Origin of the sequence: Paraburkholderia ribeironis, assembly GCF_900019265.1 — a bacterium.
GTDB lineage: Bacteria > Pseudomonadota > Gammaproteobacteria > Burkholderiales > Burkholderiaceae > Paraburkholderia > Paraburkholderia ribeironis.
The window spans coordinates 1-21,049 of record NZ_CYGX02000005.1; the positions used below are offsets into that span (position 1 = coordinate 1).

The following is a 21,049-nucleotide window of genomic DNA, read 5'->3' on the forward strand; positions in this document are numbered from 1 at the left end:
CGCACCGCCGAGCCGAGCCGAGCCGAGCCGAGCCGAGCCGAGCCGAGCCGAGCCGAGCCGAGCCGAGCCGAGCGCCGGGATTGGCGCTTTCGCTGGTCACGATCCTGTCGCCTGTCATGCTGATGCTGGTCCACACGGTATCGTCGCGCCAGTCGCCGCCGACCTGAGCGCGACGCACGATTCGCCGATGGCGCTGGCGATCGACACGCGCGGTGTTCTTCTGCCACGTCAGCGATGCCAGCGTCTGCATGGCACGCAAATACTTCGGACTCCCATTGAAACTGACGCTGCCCATCTGTTCGGTGTTGCAGACGATCGTCTCCATGGTCGGCCTCGCGTCGACACTGGTGTTGCAGAGCGCGTTGACATAACGGGTGCAACGGGTCTCACGGAGCGTCGACAGGATGTGCCGCCCGGCGGTCTTTTGCGAGAAGCGCCGGCCGCTTACACTTGCCGGCAGGCGAGGCGCACCCCGCGCCTCCTGAAAAGCGGAGCCACTGTCATGCTTGAACTGAGACCGACTTGCGAAGGATGTGGCAAGTCACTGCCGCCGAACGCGTCCGACGCGATGATCTGCACGTACGAATGCACCTTCTGCGAAGTCTGCGCGCTTAGCAGATTGCGCAATGTGTGCCCGAATTGCGGCGGCAATTTCCAGCATCGACCGATTCGCACGCGTGCGCAGCTCGAGAAACATCCTGCTCGTATCGAAGCGCACGTTGGCCCGATCGACGAAGCGTCGCACGCGCGCTTTTTCGAACGCTATCGGGACACGCCTGCTGGCGAGCGTTAGCCGGCGCGGCTGTGCCTACCGTGCCTATACGCTGCACGATACGCATAGGCACGCTCCACGCAGAATCCCCGCCCATGCCTACCCACACGCGCACGGGTTTTACTCATCGCGCTGCACCGCACCCGGCGTCGCACTTCCACTCGCCGTATGCGCGGCCACGCGCAACAGACGGATCTGTTTGCGATAGTTGCGGCAGCCGCTACAAGTCGGCAGATGCAGCCGGATCGCGACCCACTCGCCGGTCGTCAGCGAGCGGTCGAGAGCGTCGGACAACAGGCGCGTGATGTTTTTACACTTCCCCATTCGCGTCCTCGCTGGATAGGCCCTTCTCGCTCAGGCAGGTGCGCAAACGCAGCCGTGCGCGGTAGATCAGCACGCTGCAGTGATTGGCGGTGATCTGCAGTTCGGTGCAAATGGCCTCAATCTCGAGATCGAGGAATTCGCGCATCATGAACACCCGGCCGATGTGCTCGGGCAGATGCTCCAGGCAGATCTCGAACAGGGTCCAGAACTGCTGCTGACGCAGCGCGGTTTCGGGCGTCGGCCATGGACGCGGTTTGGCAGCGCGCGACCAGTGGCCATTGTCGTTGAACAGTTCCCGATCGAGCAGCGCCTCGCCGTCGAGTTCGGATTCGAGCGCCGACAGGTTGATCGTGCGTTGCCGCGCTCGCAGCGTGTCAATCAGCTTGTGCCGCAAGATGCCGAACACCCAGGTCTTGTGTTCCGACTGCGCGGCGAACCTGTCGGCCTGCGTCCATGCGGCGGTCAGGGCTTCCTGCACAGCGTCCTCGGCGGCCGCGGCGTCGCGCAACTGCAAACGGGCAAAGCGCACGAGGTCGCGCCGCAACTGCGCCAGATACACGGGATCGTCGAGCGCCGGGCCGCCTAGTTGCGCCATCGCGTGCTCCGTCGATGCGTCCGCGGTTGCCGCGCGTGATCTTCTCGAACCTTGTCGTTCATGAGCGAAGGGGCGTCCTCGTGTTATCTGCGGATACGTGCGCCATTCTCCTTCACGTTCCCGCATAAGCGAATTGGTGCTGAACATAAGGCCGCCGACATTCGATCAAGAGATGAGCTTGGTCGCGCGGGCGGCGCACTTATGACAACGGAAAAATATTATTGCGCAAATTGAAATCAATGCCGTTCGCGCGTATCTCGAATCCCCACTGACACCGAAGACAGGTCTGGAATTCGGCCGCCCCAGGTACATGCCAGCTCATTTCAAATCATTTCATTAATTGAAAAAATGTCTTCCTGTCTTTGCTGTTTGTAGGCGGACAACGAGTCGTTATTCTTCAGCCCATCCGATCGCACCGATCGCGAACCACACGCTGAAGAGGAGTAGCACCATGAAACGCATTCTTTCCGCCCTGATCGCTTCCGTCGCCCTGTTTGCTGCTGCTTCCGGCGCAGCTCACGCTGCGGCTCCGGCGCAGTGCAACGGCCCGGCATCTTACTGCAACGTGTTCTTTGGCAACTGATATCGGCCAACGGACGTGGCCGGGCCAATGGCCGGTGCAGGCTGGGTCCGTCAAGGCTGCCGTGTTTCGAAGTCGCAAAAAGGGCATCGATAACGGCGCCCTTTTTGCATTCAGACGGGAACTGGACTGAGTCATTGGGCGCAGCCGGCGCACCGCACGCCGCATCCCAATACCGCTATCGGTGTTGCTACCGACGGCCAGTTTTCCCGCCGCCGTCCATCCCGGCACCCGTACGCCACACCTGCTTGCCGCGTTCGGACAGTTCGCCGCTGCTATGCACCTTGTCGGCTTGCGTACCGTCGACGGCCATATCGCCGCCGGGTTGTTCCTGTGACCGCTGCTTTTCCTTCTTGCGAGCAGCCACCGCTTCATCGTGGGATTTGCCTGCGTAGTTCAGACTCATGGCTGGATCCTCCAGAAAGTCGGTTCGCTCAATGCACGTCGTCGGTCGTCTTGCCCGCCGCCCAATGTGCATCCGGTCCGGCACCTTTTCATTACGCATTTGCCTCAAATCGTCCCAAGCCGAAGGCATGCTTGATTGACAAGGCAAAAGTACCAGTTATCCACAAAGTTATTCAGCGAAACTGTGGATAACTTTGGTGGTTCGCGAGGTTATCCACCGGCGGTCGCCCCGCCGCATCTCCAATGTTGGCAAGCCGCCGTTATTTGCCACCCGGCCGCCACCACTCGCGCGGCTTTTGCCTATGATGGACAGTTCGTACCCTTCGCGCGTCAAGCGCCTGTCATCGAGGAAGCGAACCATGGCCCATCACATTGCAGTCGTCGTCGGCAGCCTGCGCCGGGACTCGTTCAATCGTCAGCTGGCAAAAGCGGTGATTTCGCTTGCGCCGGCCGATTTCACCTTCGAATACATCGAGATCGGCGGTTTGCCGCTCTACAGCCAGGAGTATGACGCCGACTATCCCGAAGCCGGCAAACACCTGAAGCAGCGTGTCGAAGCCGCCGATGGCCTGCTGTTCGTCACGCCCGAATACAACCGGTCGATGCCCGGCGTGCTGAAAAACGCGATCGACTGGGGTTCGCGCCCGTGGGGCACGAATTCGTGGGCCAACAAGCCCGGCGCGGTGATCGGCACGTCGGTCGGCGCGACCGGCTCGGCGCTGGCGCAACAGCATCTGCGCAACACGCTGGCCTATCTCGACGTCCCAACCATGGGTCAGCCCGAGGTCTTCATCAAGCACGACCCGGCCGTGATCAACGAAAATGGCGAGATCCTCAACGACGGCACGCGCAAGTTCCTGCAGAAATTCGTCGATCGCTACGTCGAGTGGGTCAAGCGGCACACCGCTGCCTGAAGCGAGCGCCGCCGTCGTCCGTCGATTGGAGCGGCCCCCACCTGTCCGGCACGCATCGAGAGACGGCGGTCGTCAATGCCTGAATGACCGCCGTCGCCGCTGCCCCGTTTTTTTACCTGTGTTGATGTCCCGTCACTCGTTCCCACCCGTGACGCACCGCGAGCTTGAAACGCTCCCACGTGCTATCGGGCGAGGTCTTTTCCCAGTGGCGCCGGGCTTCCGGTTCGACGTCGTCCCAGGTGCGGTTACGGAAGCGCTCGTCGCGACCTATTTCCGCGCCATAGCGATAAGCCGGCACGTAGTCTTCGTAGCGCGCATCTTCGGTGGCGTATTGCTCGTCGTAGTGCGAGCGGAAATCTTCTTCGTACTCCAGATATTCGTTCGGTATCTGCTCACCCGGACCGGCGCCCGGCTGCCCGCCTTCCGGAATGTCTTTCGGCGGCTGCATCACGGCGCCTGAGCCCGGCACCGAGCCGGCGGCAATCGCGCTGCGCCCCGCATCGCCGACCAGCGGGTCGGTGACCGGTTCGTTCAGCGGATCGAGCGTCGGCCGCTCGCTGAGCGGCGGTGGGACGAAAGGCTCGGCGTCGGTGTTGCCAGGCGGCACCGCATAGCGCGGTTCGATCCTCGTGGCAGGCCGGCTGGTCGTGCCCGGAGTCGCCGCGTCCGGGGCGCTCGTGTCCGGTCTCGCGCCGCTGGGCGCGTCTGCCGCGCGTGGCGCTCCAGCGGGCGTCGTCACGCTCGACGTGTGCGGCGTGCCCGGCGTCACCGCGCCGATGCCCAGTTCATCGAGTATCGAGTGATCGCGTCTGCCTGCCGTCGGGGTTCGCCAATCGCGCGAGCGTTCGCCGACCTCGGTCGCACCCAGCCTCGTCAAGGTATTGCGGGCGAGTTCCGCGTGCGATTCGCTGGCTGCGCGCACGCACACCAGCACCGCGCCACGGCGCACGGCTTCGGCGTAGCGGGCGGTGTCCAGCGGATGGGAGTCGGTGGCGAACAGGCTCGACAGAAAGCGCTCGATATTCGCCAGCACGCCGGCGCCAGCGACTTCCTCGGTTGCCGAGCCGATGGACGGCTCTGGGGGCGCCTGCAACTCAATCGTGTCGCGTCCAAAGCCGGTCTGTACGAGCGTGTCGCGGGCAGTCTCCGCTTGGGTATATGTGTCGAATAAACCGATCACCATATGTTGCATGGTCGTCTCCCCACGTATTCAGGCGCAGCGGGCGGCGCTGCAACGCGCGGCCCCCTGCATCTGTTTAGTCGTGCAACAACCATGCCGGACGCTCGCCACGCGTCACGCGCTCGCGCGCCGCGCAAAGCCAGTCCGCTCGGGATGAGTCATAGGAAAAAGCGCGGTGTGTCACCGCCGCGTTTTTACAACCCTAGGTAAAGGGCGCCAGGCCCGTGGCGCCAAACCCGCTGTCGCGAGCTTTACTGCGCCGGATGTGTCGTCGCCGGATCGGTGCCGCTTTGCGCGAGGTCGTGCTGGATCGCTTCGAGCATCTGTTCCAGCAGGCGGATATCGAAGGGTTTGGACAGCACCCGCACGTCCACGTGCCGCGCGCGGTCGAGTTCTTCCGCGTAGCCGGTGACGAGAATGACCGGCAGTCTGGTGTCGAACGCGAGCACCGCTTCGGCCAGATCGATGCCGTTCATCGCGCCGGGCATGTGGATGTCCGACAGCACGACATCGAACGGCAGTGGCTCGCCGGTGCTGACCTGCTTCGCGTGCGCATCGTCGAACAGGCGCAGCGCCGTATCGGCGTTGAACACGCACGTGACCTGGTGTCCCATCATCTGCAGCAGGGCTTCGGTGCCGGCGGCGACTTCTTCGTTGTCCTCGACCAGCAGGATGCGCAGTCCGTGCGATGCGCCGCTCTCGCCGGCGCCCGTTTCGACCGGTCCGGCGGCTTCCGGCTCGCCGGTGGCGCGCGGCAGGTAGAGGCGCACCGAGGTGCCTGCGCCGACCGCGCTGTCGATCGCGGCGAGTCCGCCCGAGCTCTCGCAGAACGCGAAAACCTGCGGCAAGCCGAGGCCGGTGCCCATGCCCTTCGGCTTGGTCGTGAAGAGCGGCTCGAAGGCGCGCGCCAGTATGTCGGGCGCCATACCGACGCCGGTATCTTCGAGCGACAGTTGCACGAAGTCGCCAATCAGCGGGAACCCATCCTCGCGCCGGAACACGATGTTGGTCGCCCGCACCATGAAGCGCCCGCCATTGGCCATCGCGTCGCGAGCGTTCACGGCGATGTTGATCAGCGCCAGTTCCAGCTCGGCGATGTCGACGCGCATCGGCCACGTGTCGACCCCGGGATCGATCACCAGCGATACCTTCGCGCCGAGCGACGCGCGCAGCAATTCGCGGCACGTCGGCAGCCAGCGTTCGAGCGACAGCGTTTCCGTGCGCAACGGTTGCTTGCGCGCGACGCCGAGCAGTTGCCGGGTGAGCGACTGGCCGCTCTTGAGGGCCCGCTCCATCGCCGACAGTTCGCGATCGAGCCCGGTCACGCCACGCCGCCGCGCAATCTGCACGTTGGCCGACAGGATCATCAGCAGATTGTTGAAATCATGCGCGACGCTGCCGACCAGCGTGCCGAGCGCTTCCATCTTGCGCGACTGCCGGTACGCGGATTCGATCGAGCGGCGCATCGACGCTTCGGCCTGCCAGCGCTCCCACGCCTCCTCTTCCGCACCGAGGCGCCGCAGCGACAGCCAGATCACGCACCACAGCGCGATCGACGGCGTGAACATCGACAGGATCAGGACGCTCAGGCGCCGGTACCACGCGGCCCGGATCGCCGACGTGCGATAGCCGCACAGCACGTACACGGGATACGAGCCGATATGGCGGAACGCCACGATCAGATCGTCGTCGTCGACATTCGAGCGCATCCGCACCACGCCGGCGCGCCGTCCTTGCGCGACGGCTTCGGCGAACGGCGAATGTGCCGCCATGACCGCCGGCTCGCGAGGGTTGCGCGGAAAATGCGCGAGCACCGCGCCATCGGTGCGGACCAGCGTCATGATCATCGGCGTGCGGTCGCTGCCGCCGAGCAGTTCGCGGTAGAACGCGTCGAAATAGCTGGGCCGCAGCGCGATCGACACCAACCCGGCGAACGAGCCGTCGGCGGCCTTGCGCGCCACGCCCATGTTGAACACCTGCTCGCCGGTCACATGGCCCGTCATCACCTTCGACACGTGTTCGAGTTGCTGGCCCGCGCGAATGCCCATGAAATCGTCGCGCTCGCGTATCGACAGCACCGGCGACGGGTAATAGCGGCTGCTGGCGAGCAGCGCGCCCTCGTGCCCGAAGATCGACACCGCGGCCACCTGCGGGTAGCCGCCGCCCATGGTGCGCAGCTTCTCGTGAATCTCGGTTTCGCGGGCGCTGATGCCTTCGTCATCCAGACCAGCGGTCAGGTCGATGATGCGCGCGTTGAGCGTCTCGTTCATGTCGAACACTTTCAGCGCGTGCTCTTCGGCCACGCGCACCGTGCGCAGCGTCACATCCGTTGCGTCGGCCTCGCGCGTATGCAGATCGGACAGCGCCATCGCCGCGACGTACACGCACGGCAGCACGATCGCCGCGACCAGCAGCGCGATCAGCGTGATGCGCCGCACGTGGAAATTCTGTTCCGGCACCGCCGGGAACGACGCCTCGTCCGGCCGGTGGGCGGCACTGCTGGACAGGCGGTGCGCGCGAGATGGTTCGAACCGGTTTGGTGTCATGTTTCGATAAAGCCAAAATCGTTCGGGACCAGGAGGCCGGGAGCCGGCTTCACAAGAGAAGCATAGACGGGCTGCGGCGGTAGAAGTTACCCGTTACGAACAGGTGGAGGTTCGCCAACCCACATTTGTCTGTTTTTTTAAACAGCGACGAATCGGGAAGCGCAAACGTACACAAAAGTATAAATGTAAAAGAAAGCACGAAAAATCTATTCGAATATTTTAAGTATCGAGCAGAAACGGAAAATATCATTAGCGAATGCGAATTTGCCGAGTTGCCTTTGCGCGAATTTACTCTGAAAATCCATCCCACGATAAAAATCCGTCTGCCATGTTCGGACGCATTCGCCGCGAGGGCAGCGAGGCCATGCGTGACGCGCGTGAGCCGAGGCATTCGCGGCAGCCACGCGCGGCAACGGGAACAGCCCGCTCCACGAAGTCGCGCAGATTGATCTACGGGGTAGGCTTCGAACATGCCGGTCACAATCGTCGTCCATTGCGCGCACACACCTTCACGTGGGGCCGCCGAATACGCCGAACGCGCGTCGCCGCGTACGCTTGCCGCTCGCAGGTCACCCGCATTCCAGCAGGCGTCATCGCGCCTTGCCACCGGTCGACAGAGCTCGCGCTAAAGAAATCCGCCTGCCCGCCGTTAATGCGTATGAGATAACTCCGCTCCTTGAGCTGCCCATGTCTTTGCCTATCGTGATCGCCGATGATTCGCTGCTTGCCCGCAAGGTGCTCACCAGGGCATTGCCGCCGGATTGGGATATCGACGTGTCCTATGCATCGAACGGGCGTGAGGCGCTCGATCTGTATCGCGCGGGCAAGGCGTCGGTGATGTTCCTCGACCTGACCATGCCGGACATGACCGGCTATCAGGTGCTGGAAGCCTTGCAGCACGAGGATCTCAATACCTTCGTGATCGTCGTTTCCGCCGACGTTCAGCCGATGGCGCAGGCGCGCGTGCGCACGCTCGGCGCGGCCGCGTTCATCGCCAAGCCTGTGACGCCCGAGGCGGTACTGCCCATCCTCAAGGAGTACGGGTTGTATGTCTGAGCCAGTCCTCACCGAAGATCAGCGCGACGCGCTGCAAGAGGTCGCCAATCTGGCGATGGGCCAGGCCGCGACGCGCCTCGCGCGGCTGCTCGATTCGTTCATCGAACTATCGGTGCCGCGCGTGAAGGTGGTGGCGGTCAGCCAGGCGGCGCAGGAGCTGCGCGCGATGACGGGCATCGAGGACACGGTGAGCGCGGTGCGTCAGGGCTTTCGCTCCGACATCAAGGGCGAGGCGCTGGTGATCTGCCGCAGCGACAGCATCGCGCAGTTGTGCTCGCTCGTCAGCGATCCGTACGCGCGCTCGAGCTACGAGGCGGTGAGCCAGCGCGAACTGATGTTCGATGTCGCGAACGTGCTGGCTGGCGCGTGCGTGTCGTCGATTCTCGACCAGCTCGGCCGCACACCGGTGTTTTCCGCGCCGGGTCTGCTCGGCGAAGCGATGACGCTCGACGAAGTCTTCCAGCCCGGCGTGCTGCAGTGGCAGGTGGCGTTGCTGGTCGAAGTGAATTTCGCGCTCGAGGATCACCGCTTTCGCGCGCATCTCGTGATTCTGATGGCCGAAGAGTCGATTCGCCATATGAACGTGGCGCTCGACGCGCTGTTGTCCAGCCTATGACCGTGTCCGTGGAATCATTGAGCGAGCTGGTGGTCGAGCGCGTTGGCTTCGGCATCTTCGTGGTCGACCGCGACATGAATGTGCTCATGTGGAATCGCTTCATGCAGGATCACAGCGGTTTGTCGGCGCAACAGGTGGTCGGCCAGTCGCTGTATGCACACTTTCCGGAACTGCCGCGCGTGTGGCTCGCGCGCAAGATCGAAAGCGTGTTTCAACTCGGCACGTTTGCGTTCAGCTCGTGGGAGCAGCGCCCGTATCTGTTCAGGTTCGATCATGACCGACCGATCACCGGCGGGGTCGACTTCATGCAGCAGGACTGCACGTTCATGCCGCTGATGCGCGATCGCGAAGTGGTGGCGGTGTGCGTAACGATCTCGGACGTCACGCATGTGAGCATCGTGCAGCGCGAGCGCGAAGAGGCGGTCGCGAAGCTCCAGGAGTACGCGGATCGCGACGGTCTGACGGGTATCGCCAACCGCCGGTTCTTCGAGGCGCGCCTGCGCGATGAATTCACGCGCTGGCAGCGCTATGGCGGCGACATGTCGATGCTGCTGTTCGATCTCGACTACTTCAAGAAGATCAACGACCAGTTCGGTCACGGTGTCGGCGATACGGTGTTGCGCGTGATGACGCAGCGCGTTGCCGAGGTGGTGCGGGCGCAGGACACGTTCGGGCGCTTCGGCGGCGAGGAGTTCGCGCTGCTGCTGCCGTGCACGCCGCTTGCCGATGCGATGCGCGTCGCCGACAAGATCCGCTGCGTGATCGCCGATACGCCGGTCGAGGTGCTGGGCACCAGCGTGCCGGTGACGGCGAGCGTCGGCGGCGCCGCGGCGCGCGAGGGCGTGCCGACCTATGACGTGCTGATCAACGAGGCCGACGCGGCGCTGTACAGCGCGAAGCGGCAGGGACGCAACCGCTCGGTCGCCTTTCGACGATAGTGCGCAGGGTGGGCCGCCGGCCGGTACGGTTGCCGAGGTGGCCGTGCCTCTCGCGTTCCTGGCCCTTTATCCACCGACGAAACTGCGGCGTCTGCCAAACGTTGATATACTTTTCGCCGTTTCCGGCATGCCTGCCGGGTGTTTCGCGCGGGTCCGCACGCGCGGGCCGCCTGCCCTGCGGGTAGCCATCAAACCTCTTTGAACGCCTTTCAGCGGGCGCCTCCAGCGGAGATCGTCTTGGCTGTTTCCAATCTCGTCGTGGACGATACAGAAATCGACGCCGCTGCCGCCACGTCCGGCAGCTCGTTCTATCTCGCGATGCGCATTCTGCCGGCCGCGCAGCGCGATGCAATGTATCAGGTCTACGCGTTCTGCCGCGCTGTCGACGATATCGCCGACAGCGACATGCCGCGCGCCGAACGCGCTGCCGCGCTCGAGTGCTGGCGCGCCGACATCGACGCGTGCTATGCCGGCGCGCCGCGTGCTTCGCTGAGCGCGCTGACGCGGCACATTCACACGTTTCACCTGCATCGCGAAGATTTTCACGCGATGATCGATGGCATGGCGATGGACGCCGCCGCCGACATCTGCGCGCCCGACGAAGCCACGCTCGACCTCTACTGCGACCGCGTCGCCAGCGCGGCGGGCCGTCTGTCGGTGAGAATATTCGGGATGCAGGACGAGCCCGGCCGTCTGCTCGCGCACCATCTGGGTCGCGCGCTGCAACTGACCAACATCCTGCGCGATATCGACGAAGACGCCGGTATCAACCGCTGCTACCTGCCGCGCGAATTGCTCGCACGCGAAGGCATCGCTGTGAGCGACCCCCTGCAGATCGCCGACGATCCGTCGCTGCCGCGTGTGTGCGCAACGCTCGCCGAGCGCGCCCGGCAACACTTCGCCGCGTCCGACGCGATCATGGACCGCGAGCCGCGCAGTCACGTGCGGGCGCCGCGCATCATGTCGGGCGTCTATCGTTTGCTGCTCGAGCGCACGCTGGAGCGCGGCTTCGACATTCCGCGCACCAAGGTCAACAAGCCGCGGCTGCGCATGCTGTGGATCGTCGCGCGTTACGCGCTCTTCTGAGCTGATGGCGAGGCTCGTCCATGTGGTCGGTGCGGGCCTCGCCGGGCTGGCCGCCGCCGTGCAGTTGCAGCGGCGCGGCGCGCAAGTCGTGCTGCATGAAGCGGCGGCGCAGGCCGGTGGCCGTTGCCGTTCGTACTACGACGAGAAGCTGGGCGCGACCCTCGACAGCGGCAATCACATGGTGCTGTCGGGCAATGCCGCGACGCTCAGCTACACGCGGGCGATCGGCGCCGCCGACGAACTGATCGGCCCGCAGCAGCCCGTGTATCCGTTCGTCGACCTGGCCACGCGGGCGCGCTGGACCGTACGCATGTCGCCGGGACATCTGCCGTGGTGGATTTTCGACCCGCATGCGCGCGTGCCGAATACCGGTCCGGGCGACTATCTGGCGCTCGCGCCGCTGTTGTTCGCCAAGCCCGGCCGCAGCGTTGCGCAGACCATGCGCTGCAACGGCCCGCTATGGGACCGGCTGCTGCGGCCGCTGTTTCATGCGATGCTGAACCTCGAGCCGCGCGAAGCGTCGGCGGAATTGACCGGCGCGATGGTGCGCGAGACCCTGCTGGCTGGCGGCATCGCGTGCCGGCCGCTGGTGGCGCGCAACGGTCTGGGCAGCGCATTCGTCGATCCGGCGTTACGGTTGCTGCAACATGGCGGCGCAACGATCAAACTGGGTTCGCGGCTGCGGGATATCGTCTTCACGGACGCCGGCCGCGTGCAGGCGCTGCATTTCGCCGACCAGAGCGTCACGCTCGACGCGAACCAGGCCGTGATTCTCGCGGTGTCGCCGGAGATCGCGCCGACGCTCGTGCCGGGGTTGCGCGCGCCGAATCGCTTTGGGTCGACCGTCAACGTGCACTTTGCGGTCGAGCCGCCGTTCGGCATGGCGCCGGTCACCGGGTTGCTGAACGCGACCGCCGAATGGCTGTTCGCGTTCGACGGCCGCCTGTCGGTAACACTTGACGCGGCCGAGCGTCTGCTCGACACGTCGCCTGAAGCACTCGCGGCCACCGTCTGGGCCGAAGTGGCTCAAGCGGTCGATCTGCCTGCTGCGCCGATGCCGGCCTGGCAGGTGGCGATGGAAAAACGCGCGACGTTTGCCGCGCTGCCGGACCAGGAAACGCTGCGTCCCGGCACGCGCACTCGCTGGAATAACCTGATGCTTGCGGGCGACTGGACCGCCACCGGTCTGCCCGCGACGATTGAAGGCGCGATCCGCTCCGGCCAGAAGGCCGCGGATACGTTGCTGAATGAACCGATGGAACGCCGATGAACGACTTATCTCAAGCCCAGCCACTGGACGACGTCCTGCCCGACCACACCGACGCGGTGCCACCCGCTGCGGCCGTCGAGCCGTTCGCGTCCGCGGCGTCGAGCGCTTCGAGCGCGTCGCTCGATGCCGCGATCACGCGCGCCACCGACGCGATCCTCGCCGCGCAAAAGCCGGACGGTCACTGGGTCTACGAACTCGAAGCCGACGCGACGATTCCCGCCGAATACGTGCTGCTGGTTCACTATCTCGGCGAAACGCCGAACCTGGAACTGGAGCAGAAGATCGCGCGCTATCTGCGCCGCATCCAGTTGCCGAACGGCGGCTGGCCGCTGTTCGCCGATGGCGCGCTCGACATCAGCGCCAGCGTGAAGGCGTACTTCGCGCTGAAGATGATCGGCGATCCGGCGGATGCCGAGCACATGGTGCGCGCACGCGAGGCGATTCTCGCGCATGGCGGCGCCGAAAAAGCGAACGTCTTCACGCGGATTCTGCTCGCGCTGTTCGGCGTGGTGTCGTGGCGCGCCGTGCCGATGATGCCCGTCGAGATCATGCTGTTGCCGATGTGGTTCCCGTTCCACCTGTCGAAGGTGTCGTACTGGGCGCGTACCGTGATCGTGCCGCTGCTGGTGCTCAACGCCAGGCGGCCGCTCGCGCGCAACCCGCGCAAGGTCCGTATCGACGAGCTATTTCGCGGCGCGCCGGTCAATACCGGTATGAACGAACGGGCACCGCATCAGCATGTCGGCTGGTTCAGCTTTTTCCGCGGCGTGGACGCGGTGCTGCGCGCGGTCGACGGCCTGTTGCCGAAAGCCACGCGTGAGCGCGCGGTGCGGGCGGCGGTGGCGTTCGTCGACGAACGGCTGAACGGCGAAGACGGCCTCGGCGCGATTTTCCCGGCGATGGCCAACAGCGTGATGATGTACGACGTGCTCGGCTATCCGGCCGATCACCCGAATCGCGCGATCGCGCGGCAGTCGGTCGACAAGCTGCTCCTTATCAAGGACGACGAAGCATATTGCCAGCCGTGTCTGTCGCCGGTATGGGATACGTCGCTTGCCGCGCACGCGCTGCTCGAAACCGGCGAAGCGCGTGCCGAACAGGCGGCCGAACGTGGGCTCGCGTGGCTGCGTCCGCTGCAGATTCTCGACGTGCGCGGCGACTGGATTTCGCGTCGGCCGAATGTGCGTCCTGGCGGCTGGGCGTTCCAGTACAACAACGCGCATTACCCGGACGTCGACGATACGGCGGTGGTCGCGATGGCGATGCAGCGCTCGGCGGCGCTCACGCAATCGGCTGTGGATCGCGAGGCGATTGCGCGCGCGCGCGAATGGGTGGTCGGCATGCAGAGCAGCGACGGCGGCTGGGGCGCGTTCGAGCCGGAAAACACCCAGTATTACCTGAACAACATTCCGTTCGCCGATCACGGCGCCTTGCTCGATCCGCCGACTGCCGACGTGTCGGGCCGCTGTCTGTCGATGTTCGCGCAACTCGGCGAACTGCCGCAGAACAGCGAGCCAGCGCAGCGCGCATTCGCGTACATGCTGCAGGAACAGGAGTCGGACGGCAGCTGGTACGGCCGCTGGGGCCTGAACTACATCTACGGCACGTGGACCGCGCTGTGTTCGCTGAACGCCGCGGGCATGCCGCACGACGACCCGCGCATGAAGCGCGCGGTGCAATGGCTGCTGTCGATCCAGAATGCGGACGGCGGCTGGGGCGAGGGCGGCGAGAGCTACAAGCTCGACTATCGCGGCTACGAGCGCGCGCCGAGCACCGCGTCGCAGACCGCGTGGGCGGTGATGGGCCTGATGGCGGCCGGCGAGGTCAATCACGAAGCCGTCGCACGCGGCATCGACTATCTGCAGCGCGAACAGCGCGAGCACGGCTTGTGGGACGAAACGCGTTTCACCGCGACCGGTTTTCCGCGCGTGTTCTATCTGCGCTACCACGGCTATCGCAAGTTCTTCCCGCTGTGGGCGCTGGCGCGCTTCCGTCACCTGAAGCGCAACGGGCTCACGCGCGTCACGGTCGGGATGTAACGGATGCCGCTTTCGACAACGCCGTCAGGTCCATCGACCGATGCCGGCCGCCGCGGCAGCGCACCGGTGATCGTGGTGACGGGCATGGCGTTCGAAGCGCGGATTGCGCGCGGCGAGGGCGTCGAGGTGGTCTATGCCGCGCGCACCGATCTGCTCGAGCGCGCGCTGAGCGCGGCAGTCGCACGCGGCGCAGCGGGCATCATCAGCTTTGGTACGGCGGGCGGTTTGGCGCCGGATCTGGAGCCGGGCTCGCTGATCGTCGCAGACGCCATCGTCGGGCCGCTGGGGCGCGCGGAAACCGACCGGCAATGGACCAACACGCTCGCCGCCGCGATGGCGGCAGGGCCGCTCGCGGCGCGTCTGCGGCGCGGTCTGATGGCGGCCGTCGCCGCCCCCTTGGTCAGCGCTGACGACAAGCGGGCGTTGCATCGTTCGACCGGTGCGTTGGCGGTGGATATGGAGTCGCATATCGCCGGCGCGACGGCCGCCGCGCACGGGCTGCCGTTTGCCGTGTGCCGCGCGATCGTCGATCCGGCATGGCGCACGCTGCCTTCCGCCGCCACTGCCGGTCTGCGCGACGATGGCAGCACCGCGCTCGGGCCGATACTGCGCGAGCTGATGTGCGAGCCGGCGCAGCTCGGCGCGCTGCTTCAGGTTGCGCTCGACGCACGCGCCGCACGGGCCTCGTTGGTCCAGGCACGGCGGGCGATGGGCGAGGCAGGCGTGTTGAAGAGACCAGCCTTGGTCTGAGCGGCAGCTTGTTGATGGCGGCGGTGCGCTCGCACGGCGCCCAGCGGCGCTACCCACTCCGTTAGTCTCGACGAGAGTGGCGAGCCCGCACCGCACGCACGCAGATCCGCTACGCCGACGAAGCGTTCGCTCACTCACTATCGCCTGAATTTAGCTCGTCCTTCGGCGCGTTCAGATTCGTTGCGCGCCTTGTCCCGAACCCCGCTGCTCGTCCCAATCCTATTGCGTGGCCGGTACCGTAGCCGGTTGCTTGTCACCGGCCGGTGGGGCCTGAGGCGCCGGCGTGACTGATGCGCCGGCGGGCGCTGCGGCCGGGGTGGTCGGAGCAGTCGGCTCGGCGGGCGCAGCGGGCATTGCGCCCGCCGCGCCGCTGGGCGTGGTCTCGCCCGGATCGCTGTAGTTCGGGACGCCCGCCGGCGCGCTCGGGGCCGCGTTCGGAGCGGCGCCCGGAGCCGCCTTCGGGGCTTGCGCGGCGTCGCCCGGCTCCGTGTAGTTCGGCAGAGCCGGTGCGCCTGCGGCAGGCGCGACCGCAGCGCCGGAGTCGCCAGTGTCGTCATAGTTCGGCAGCGGCGCGTTGTCGCTCGTGCCACGCAGGCGTGCACGGCGTTGCTGCAGGTACGCGTCACGCACGAACGAGTATTTGTCGAGCGCGGCCTGCTCCAGCAGGTTGGTGGCGCCCAGCAGGTCGGAACGCACGCTGACGAACTGCAGCACGTACAGCGGATTGCGCACCGCCGGTTCCATGTAGTTCAGCGGGTTGAACTTCACGTCCACGACGAGGCCCATGCTGTCACGCACGGTGCTCGGCCCGAACAGCGGCAATACGACAAACGGGCCCGACGGAATACCCCAGTGGCCCAGCGTCAGGCCGAAGTCCTGGTGGTGCTTGGGCAGGCCGGCCGGAGTCGCCCAGTCGAGCAGACCACCGATGCCGAAGATCGTGTTCATTGTGAAGCGCATGATGTCTTCGGTCGCGTCGGTGATCTTCAACTGCAGCAGCGCGTTCGCGGCGTTGGTCAGGTCTCCCAGGTTCGAGAAGAAGTTGCTGACGGCAGTACGCAGCGGCTGCGGTGTCACCTTCTGATAGCCCTTCGCGACCGGCTCGGCGATGTAGCGGTCCACGTTATCGTTGAACTTGAATACGGCCCGGTTCATCGGTTCCAACGGGTCGCCGGGCTTGCGGTCGGGACCGGTTGCGCAGCCGGAGATCAATCCGGTCGCGACGAGCGCCAGCGCGGCGTTACGCAACTTCATGCTTGGATTCCTTTTTGCTTCGCACGACGTTGGCGCGACGTTGGCGCGGCTTGCCCATCAGCACCGGCTGAAATACCACCGCACCGATCAACGTGCAAACCAGCGACAGCGCCAGCAGTCGTCCCATGCTGGAGGTGCCCGGATGATGCGATAGCCACAGACTGCCGAATGCGGTCGCCGTGGTCGCCGCGCTGAACAGCACGGCATGTGTCAGGCTCGACTGCAGCAGACCGGTCTGGCCGTGGCGCCACGCCATCACGAAGTAGATCTTGAAGGCCACGCCGACGCCGAGCATCAGCGGCAACGCGATGATATTCGCAAAGTTCAGCGGCATGTCGAACACTACGCATAATTCCAGTGTGACGAGCGCGGACACCAGCAGCGGCACCAGCGTGCGCAGCACGTCGCCGAGCCGGCGCAGCGCGATCCACAGCAGGATGGCGATCGACACGAGCGCATAGACGGCGGCTTGCAGGAACGCCTTGATGATCGTGTCGGCCGAATGCAGGATCGAAATCGGCCCGCCGATCGCGCCGGGCTCCGCCTTCTTCACCGCGTGCGCGAAGCGGGCGAGCATCGCGTCGTCGTTGGGATCGATGCCGGGCGGGACTTTCGGCGCGATGTCGACGAGGGCCCGGCCGTCCTTCGACACCCAGCTCGAGGTGATGCTCGCGGGCAGGTTCTCGCGCGTGATTTCGGTGGGCTGCAGCAGGTTTTCCAGCTGCTTCAACGCGATGCGCAGCGTATCGGACATCGCAATCTCGGCGCGCTCGCGCGTGGCGGGATTCGCGTCGGCCAGCTTTTGCAGTGTCGCCGACAGGTGCTTCGCTTCGGCCGCGCCCGGGCCGGGGTGATCGTCGGCGGCGAGCGAGAGCTGGTTCGACGTGCGCTTGAGCGCGGCGACGCGTATCTCGTCAGTGGCCGGCGATGCCGGTTGCTGCTGTAGCGCGGGCAGCAGTTGCTGCGCGGCGCTCGCGATCAGCATCATCTTCTGCTGCTGCTCGGTGGGGATGAAGGTAGTCAGCGTATTCACGCGGCCCACTTCCGGCAATGTCCGCAAACGCGCCGCTATGGCGTCGGCCTCGGCGAGCGACGGCGCGAGCACATGCACGTTGTTGACCGCGGCTTCCGGCGAATCTTTCAGCGACAGCAGCGTGGCCAACGACTCCGTATGCGGGTCCTTCAGATGCAGCGGGTTGAAGTCGAACCGCAGATGCGCAAGCAACGGCGTCGCGCCGATCACGACGATCAGCGTGCCGATCAGCACCGGGTTGCGGTGACGATCGAGGAAATCGTCGACCGGTGCGAGCTGCTTGAAGCCCGGCGACGCGGCTTCGCCCGGCGGGTTGAAGACTTTCAGCAGGGCCGGCAGCAGCGTCATGTTGGTGAAGTACGCGACGAACATGCCAACGCCGGCGATCTGGCCCAACTCCGACACGCCGCGGTAGGCGGTCGGCAGGAACGAGAAGAAGCTCAGCGCGACCGCGACCGCCGCAAGGGTCAGCGGCACGCCGATGGTGTGCGCGGTATGCATCAGCGCGGCGGAAAGCCGGTCGTCGCGGTTGCGCTCCTCACGGTACTTGACTGCGAACTGCACGCCGAAATCGACTCCAAGGCCGACAAACAGCACCATGAAGGCGACCGACAGCATGTTGAGCGAGCCGACCATCATGAGGCCGAGCGCGGAGGTGATCGCGAGTCCGACGAATAGCGTGATGAACACGGCGGCAATCATGCGGCCCGAACGCAACGCGAGCCACAGAATGATCAGCACGACGATGACGGTGCCGATGCCGTTGAGCACCGCGCCGTCCTTCACCGACGCGAACTCTTCGTCCGCGAGCGGCTGTTCGCCGGTCAGGCGGATCGTCGCGCCATAGCGCGTATCGAGGTGCAGCGACGCGGCGGTGTCGCGAATCGCCTTGGACGCCATCGCGCCCGCTTCCAGCGCCTCATAGTTGAGCACCGGCTGCACGAGCACGAACGCGCGTGCCGGATCGGTGGCGGCGCTCCTGTCGACCAACGCGCGCCACGAGAACGCCGCCGGCTGACCGGCCAGCACGCGATCGAGCGTGGTCGCGCTTTGCGACAGCAGATGGCTCATGTCGGAGAGCTTCACCTGGCCGAGTTGCAGTGGCAGCAGCAGGCTCGTGGTCAGCGTGCCGGCAAGGCCGGTCAGGCTCGGATCGTGGGCGAGGGTGTTGACGAGCGGGCGCGACTGAACGAGTTGCGAAGTGGTCGACATCACTTCGTCGGTTGACGGGAACAGCAGGCCGTTGTGTTCGAAGAACGGACCGCCGGCCGGCTGCGAGACCGCCACGAATTCCTTCGGGTCGGCCTTGAGCGCGGCGGTGAGCGCATTGGCGGCGGCGTCGGCGAATTCCGGTGCGCGCGCTTCGACCACCACCAGCACGGTTTGACCTCGATCGGGGAAGGCCTTGTTGATCGCCTGGTCGAGCGCTGACCATCGCTTGTCGGTTTCGATAAGACGGCTGACGTCCGTGTTGATCTTGAAGTTGTCGACAACGTAGAAGGCGCTCAAAACGGCGAGCAGGATCGACAGTGCGATGATCCTGAACGGATGACGCACCGAATAGGCGACGAGACGGACAATGTATGACTTCAGCATGTAGGCGAACGTGGCCTTATCACGGGTGTTGATTTCGACGAAAGTGCACAAGTATACAGAGACACAGCGTTGTAACCCGACTTCGGTAGCAATTGCGGCTCCCGGGTGGCGGCCGGGAGGGAACGCATTCTCGGTATACTGGGTCTATCCTGAATTCGCCGCCGGCTCGTAAGCCTGTCGGCGCTTACTTCTCTCCAAGTCCCTGGCGAACGTATGAAACGTTATCTGACTGCTCTTCTGGCTGCGGCCGTGGTGTCCACGGCGGCGTACGCGCAAACCGCGCCTGATGCGTTGGTAAAAAGTGCCGTCGAGGGCACGGTCGCCGCGATGAAGGCCGATCCTCAGGCGCGCGGCGGCGACATGGCCAGGATCACCCAACTCGTCGAGTCGCGCTTCGTGCCCGCCACCGACTTCCAGCGCACGACGCGCATCGCGGTTGGCAGCGCCTGGTCGACCGCGACGCCTGAACAGCAGAAGCAACTGTACGAGCAGTTTACGCTGCTGCTGGTGCGTACCTACGCTACTTCGCTTGCGCAATTGCGCGACCAGGACGTGACGTTCAAGTTTATGCCGGTCAACCTGGCGGCCGGCGCTAAGGATGTCGTCGTGCAGACGCGTGTGACCAGTCGCGGCGGCGACGATGCGATCGACTACCGGCTGACCAAGGGTCCGTCCGGCTGGAAGATCTACGACATCAACATGATGGGAGCCTGGCTGATCCAGGTGTATCAGACGCAGTTCGCCGACCAGATCGCCAAAGGCGGGATCGACGGGCTGATCAAGTTTCTGACCGCCCACAATGCGCGCAGCGCCGGTTAAGGTTAAGGCCCGCCTGCCCCCGAGGTAGCCAAACAAAAAGCGCGGTGGCCGTCGGGCCACCGCGCTTTTTTTATGCGGCGCAGCGACGGCGGTGCGAACCGCCGCCATGACGCTCAGTGTGCGGCCGTTGCCGTTTCCACCTTCTTGCCCTTGCCGGCGCGCTGGATCTCTTCGAGCTTGATCTCGACGTGGCGCGAAAACACATACTCGGCGGGACGCTGCTTGTCCAACGGGATGTCCTGCGTAAATGCACCCGAGGTCTTCGGCCCGCGCAGGCTGACCTTCAGTGCCTTCAGCGGATGCGCGACCGTATCCATCACGGCCGTCGCTTCGAAACCGCAGTGGACCATGCAGTCGGCACATTTCTCGTAGTTGCCGGTGCCGTACCTGTCCCAGTCCGTGGTCTCCATCAGTTCCTTGAAGGTCTTCACGTAGCCTTCGCCGACCAGATAGCACGGCTTCTGCCAGCCGAACACGGTACGCGCCGGGTTGCCCCACGGCGTGCACTCATAGGTCTGATTGCCGGCCAGGAAGTCGAGGAACATGGCCGACTGGCTGAACGACCAGTTCTTGCCGTTGTTGCCGCGCTTGAAAATCTCGCGGAACAGATGCTTGGTCTTGTCGCGGTTCAGGAAGTGCTGCTGGTCCGGTGCGCGTTCATACGCGTAGCCCGGCGACACGGTGATGCCGTCCACGCCCATCGGGCCAAGAGTGTCGAAGAACGCGGCCACGCGTTCGGGCACCGCGTCGTTGAACAGCGTGCAGTTGATGTTCACGCGGAAGCCGCGGCGCTTCGCTTCGCGAATCGCTGCCACGGCCTTCTCGTACACGCCTTCCTGCGACACCGAGTGATCGTGCGCTTCCTTGTCGCCGTCGAGATGCACCGACCAGACGAAGTACGGATTCGGCTCGTAGTCGTCCATCTTCTTTTCCATCAGCAGCGCGTTCGTGCACAGGTACACGAACTTCTTGCGCGCGATGATGCCCTTCACGATCTGCGGCATTTCCTTGTGCAGGAGCGGCTCGCCGCCGGCGATCGACACCACCGGCGCGCCGCATTCGTCGACGGCGCCGAGGCACTCTTCCAGCGACAGACGCTGGTTCAGGATGGGATCCGGATAATCGATCTTGCCGCAGCCATTGCAGGCGAGATTGCAGCGGAACAGCGGCTCCAGCATCAGGGCGAGCGGATAGCGTTTGTTGCCGGACAGATGCTGGCGCATGATGTATGCGCCGACGCGGACTTTCTGTAGCAGCGGAATAGACAAGATGTCCT

20 protein-coding genes and 1 pseudogene are annotated in these 21,049 nt (G+C 65.0%); 12 read left to right on the plus strand and 9 right to left on the minus strand.

Annotated features, from left to right (window positions below; all coding sequences use genetic code 11):
* Positions 1 to 250 (minus strand): annotated as a pseudogene (locus BN2475_RS36430) (hypothetical protein); the annotation flags it as partial.
* Between BN2475_RS36430 and BN2475_RS36435 the strand changes: the two are divergent.
* Together BN2475_RS36435 and BN2475_RS01405 are read left to right on the plus strand one after the other, a co-directional pair.
* Entirely contained in the window at positions 249 to 371 is a 123-nt protein-coding gene (locus tag BN2475_RS36435) for a hypothetical protein (RefSeq protein ID WP_425435443.1), read from the plus strand. The pseudogene BN2475_RS36430 and the gene BN2475_RS36435 sit on opposite strands and share 2 nt — an antisense overlap.
* Positions 372 to 502: 131 nt before the next feature.
* Entirely contained in the window at positions 503 to 793 is a 291-nt protein-coding gene (locus BN2475_RS01405) for a DUF1272 domain-containing protein (protein WP_094777798.1), read from the plus strand.
* Positions 794 to 892: 99 nt separating this feature from the next.
* Here the strand turns inward: BN2475_RS01405 and BN2475_RS01410 are convergent, their stop codons facing one another.
* Positions 893 to 1,096: a zf-HC2 domain-containing protein gene (locus BN2475_RS01410; RefSeq protein WP_094777799.1), complete on the minus strand. Its 204-nt coding sequence runs from the start codon at positions 1,094 to 1,096 to the stop codon at positions 893 to 895.
* Positions 1,083 to 1,691: an RNA polymerase factor sigma-70 gene (locus BN2475_RS01415; RefSeq protein WP_094777800.1), complete on the minus strand. Its 609-nt coding sequence runs from the start codon at positions 1,689 to 1,691 to the stop codon at positions 1,083 to 1,085. The genes BN2475_RS01410 and BN2475_RS01415 overlap by 14 nt, the downstream gene beginning before the upstream one ends.
* 451 nt (positions 1,692 to 2,142) lie before the next feature.
* On the opposite strand from BN2475_RS01415, the gene BN2475_RS36155 reads away from it, so the two are divergent.
* On the plus strand, positions 2,143 to 2,274 hold the full coding sequence (locus BN2475_RS36155; protein ID WP_257030615.1) for a hypothetical protein: 132 nt from the start codon (positions 2,143 to 2,145) through the stop codon (positions 2,272 to 2,274).
* A 187-nt stretch (positions 2,275 to 2,461) separates the two neighbouring features.
* On the opposite strand, the gene BN2475_RS01420 is transcribed toward BN2475_RS36155, so the two are convergent.
* On the minus strand, positions 2,462 to 2,677 hold the full coding sequence (locus tag BN2475_RS01420) for a hypothetical protein (RefSeq protein WP_094777801.1): 216 nt from the start codon (positions 2,675 to 2,677) through the stop codon (positions 2,462 to 2,464).
* Positions 2,678 to 3,035: 358 nt separating this feature from the next.
* Between BN2475_RS01420 and BN2475_RS01425 the strand changes: the two genes are divergently transcribed.
* Positions 3,036 to 3,590, plus strand: a complete 555-nt coding sequence (locus tag BN2475_RS01425; RefSeq protein ID WP_094777802.1) for an NADPH-dependent FMN reductase — start codon at positions 3,036 to 3,038, stop codon at positions 3,588 to 3,590.
* A 112-nt stretch (positions 3,591 to 3,702) separates the two neighbouring features.
* Here the strand turns inward: BN2475_RS01425 and BN2475_RS01430 are convergent, their stop codons facing one another.
* Both BN2475_RS01430 and BN2475_RS01435 read right to left on the minus strand, forming a co-directional pair.
* On the minus strand, positions 3,703 to 4,782 hold the full coding sequence (locus BN2475_RS01430; RefSeq protein WP_094777803.1) for a hypothetical protein: 1,080 nt from the start codon (positions 4,780 to 4,782) through the stop codon (positions 3,703 to 3,705).
* A 239-nt stretch (positions 4,783 to 5,021) separates the two neighbouring features.
* Positions 5,022 to 7,316, minus strand: coding sequence for a hybrid sensor histidine kinase/response regulator (locus BN2475_RS01435; protein WP_094777804.1), 2,295 nt, complete (start codon positions 7,314 to 7,316; stop codon positions 5,022 to 5,024).
* A 687-nt stretch (positions 7,317 to 8,003) separates the two neighbouring features.
* Between BN2475_RS01435 and BN2475_RS01440 the strand changes: the two genes are divergently transcribed.
* The 7 genes from BN2475_RS01440 (at position 8,004) to BN2475_RS01470 (ending at position 15,071) form a co-directional block, all read left to right on the plus strand.
* Positions 8,004 to 8,372 (plus strand): response regulator, encoded by a 369-nt coding sequence (locus BN2475_RS01440; RefSeq protein WP_094777805.1) that lies wholly within the window; start codon positions 8,004 to 8,006, stop codon positions 8,370 to 8,372.
* The gene (locus tag BN2475_RS01445) at positions 8,365 to 8,988 is read left to right on the plus strand and encodes a chemotaxis protein CheC (protein WP_094777806.1); all 624 of its coding nucleotides are present in this window, start codon (positions 8,365 to 8,367) and stop codon (positions 8,986 to 8,988) included. Before BN2475_RS01440 ends, BN2475_RS01445 begins: the two co-directional genes overlap by 8 nt.
* Complete coding sequence (locus BN2475_RS01450; RefSeq protein WP_094777807.1) at positions 8,985 to 9,926, plus strand: sensor domain-containing diguanylate cyclase; 942 nt, start codon at positions 8,985 to 8,987, stop codon at positions 9,924 to 9,926. The genes BN2475_RS01445 and BN2475_RS01450 overlap by 4 nt, the downstream gene beginning before the upstream one ends.
* Positions 9,927 to 10,163: 237 nt before the next feature.
* On the plus strand, positions 10,164 to 11,012 hold the full coding sequence (hpnD, locus tag BN2475_RS01455; RefSeq protein ID WP_094777808.1) for a presqualene diphosphate synthase HpnD: 849 nt from the start codon (positions 10,164 to 10,166) through the stop codon (positions 11,010 to 11,012).
* Positions 11,013 to 11,016: 4 nt separating this feature from the next.
* Positions 11,017 to 12,282, plus strand: coding sequence for a hydroxysqualene dehydroxylase HpnE (gene hpnE / locus BN2475_RS01460; RefSeq protein ID WP_094777809.1), 1,266 nt, complete (start codon positions 11,017 to 11,019; stop codon positions 12,280 to 12,282).
* The gene (shc, locus tag BN2475_RS01465; protein ID WP_094777810.1) at positions 12,279 to 14,321 is read left to right on the plus strand and encodes a squalene--hopene cyclase; all 2,043 of its coding nucleotides are present in this window, start codon (positions 12,279 to 12,281) and stop codon (positions 14,319 to 14,321) included. Before hpnE ends, shc begins: the two co-directional genes overlap by 4 nt.
* Positions 14,322 to 14,324: 3 nt before the next feature.
* Positions 14,325 to 15,071, plus strand: a complete 747-nt coding sequence (locus BN2475_RS01470) for a phosphorylase (protein WP_094777811.1) — start codon at positions 14,325 to 14,327, stop codon at positions 15,069 to 15,071.
* A 219-nt stretch (positions 15,072 to 15,290) separates the two neighbouring features.
* Here BN2475_RS01470 and BN2475_RS01475 read toward each other — a convergent pair whose 3' ends face one another.
* Together BN2475_RS01475 and hpnN are read right to left on the minus strand one after the other, a co-directional pair.
* The gene (locus BN2475_RS01475; RefSeq protein ID WP_094777812.1) at positions 15,291 to 16,325 is read right to left on the minus strand and encodes an MlaA family lipoprotein; all 1,035 of its coding nucleotides are present in this window, start codon (positions 16,323 to 16,325) and stop codon (positions 15,291 to 15,293) included.
* Positions 16,312 to 18,954, minus strand: a complete 2,643-nt coding sequence (hpnN, locus tag BN2475_RS01480; protein ID WP_094778006.1) for a hopanoid transporter HpnN — start codon at positions 18,952 to 18,954, stop codon at positions 16,312 to 16,314. Before hpnN ends, BN2475_RS01475 begins: the two co-directional genes overlap by 14 nt.
* 213 nt (positions 18,955 to 19,167) lie before the next feature.
* On the opposite strand from hpnN, the gene BN2475_RS01485 reads away from it, so the two are divergent.
* Positions 19,168 to 19,773: an MlaC/ttg2D family ABC transporter substrate-binding protein gene (locus tag BN2475_RS01485; protein ID WP_094777813.1), complete on the plus strand. Its 606-nt coding sequence runs from the start codon at positions 19,168 to 19,170 to the stop codon at positions 19,771 to 19,773.
* 113 nt (positions 19,774 to 19,886) lie between these two features.
* Here BN2475_RS01485 and hpnH read toward each other — a convergent pair whose 3' ends face one another.
* Positions 19,887 to 21,041, minus strand: a complete 1,155-nt coding sequence (gene hpnH / locus BN2475_RS01490) for an adenosyl-hopene transferase HpnH (protein WP_094777814.1) — start codon at positions 21,039 to 21,041, stop codon at positions 19,887 to 19,889.
* Between the last annotated feature and the right edge of the window lie 8 nt (positions 21,042 to 21,049).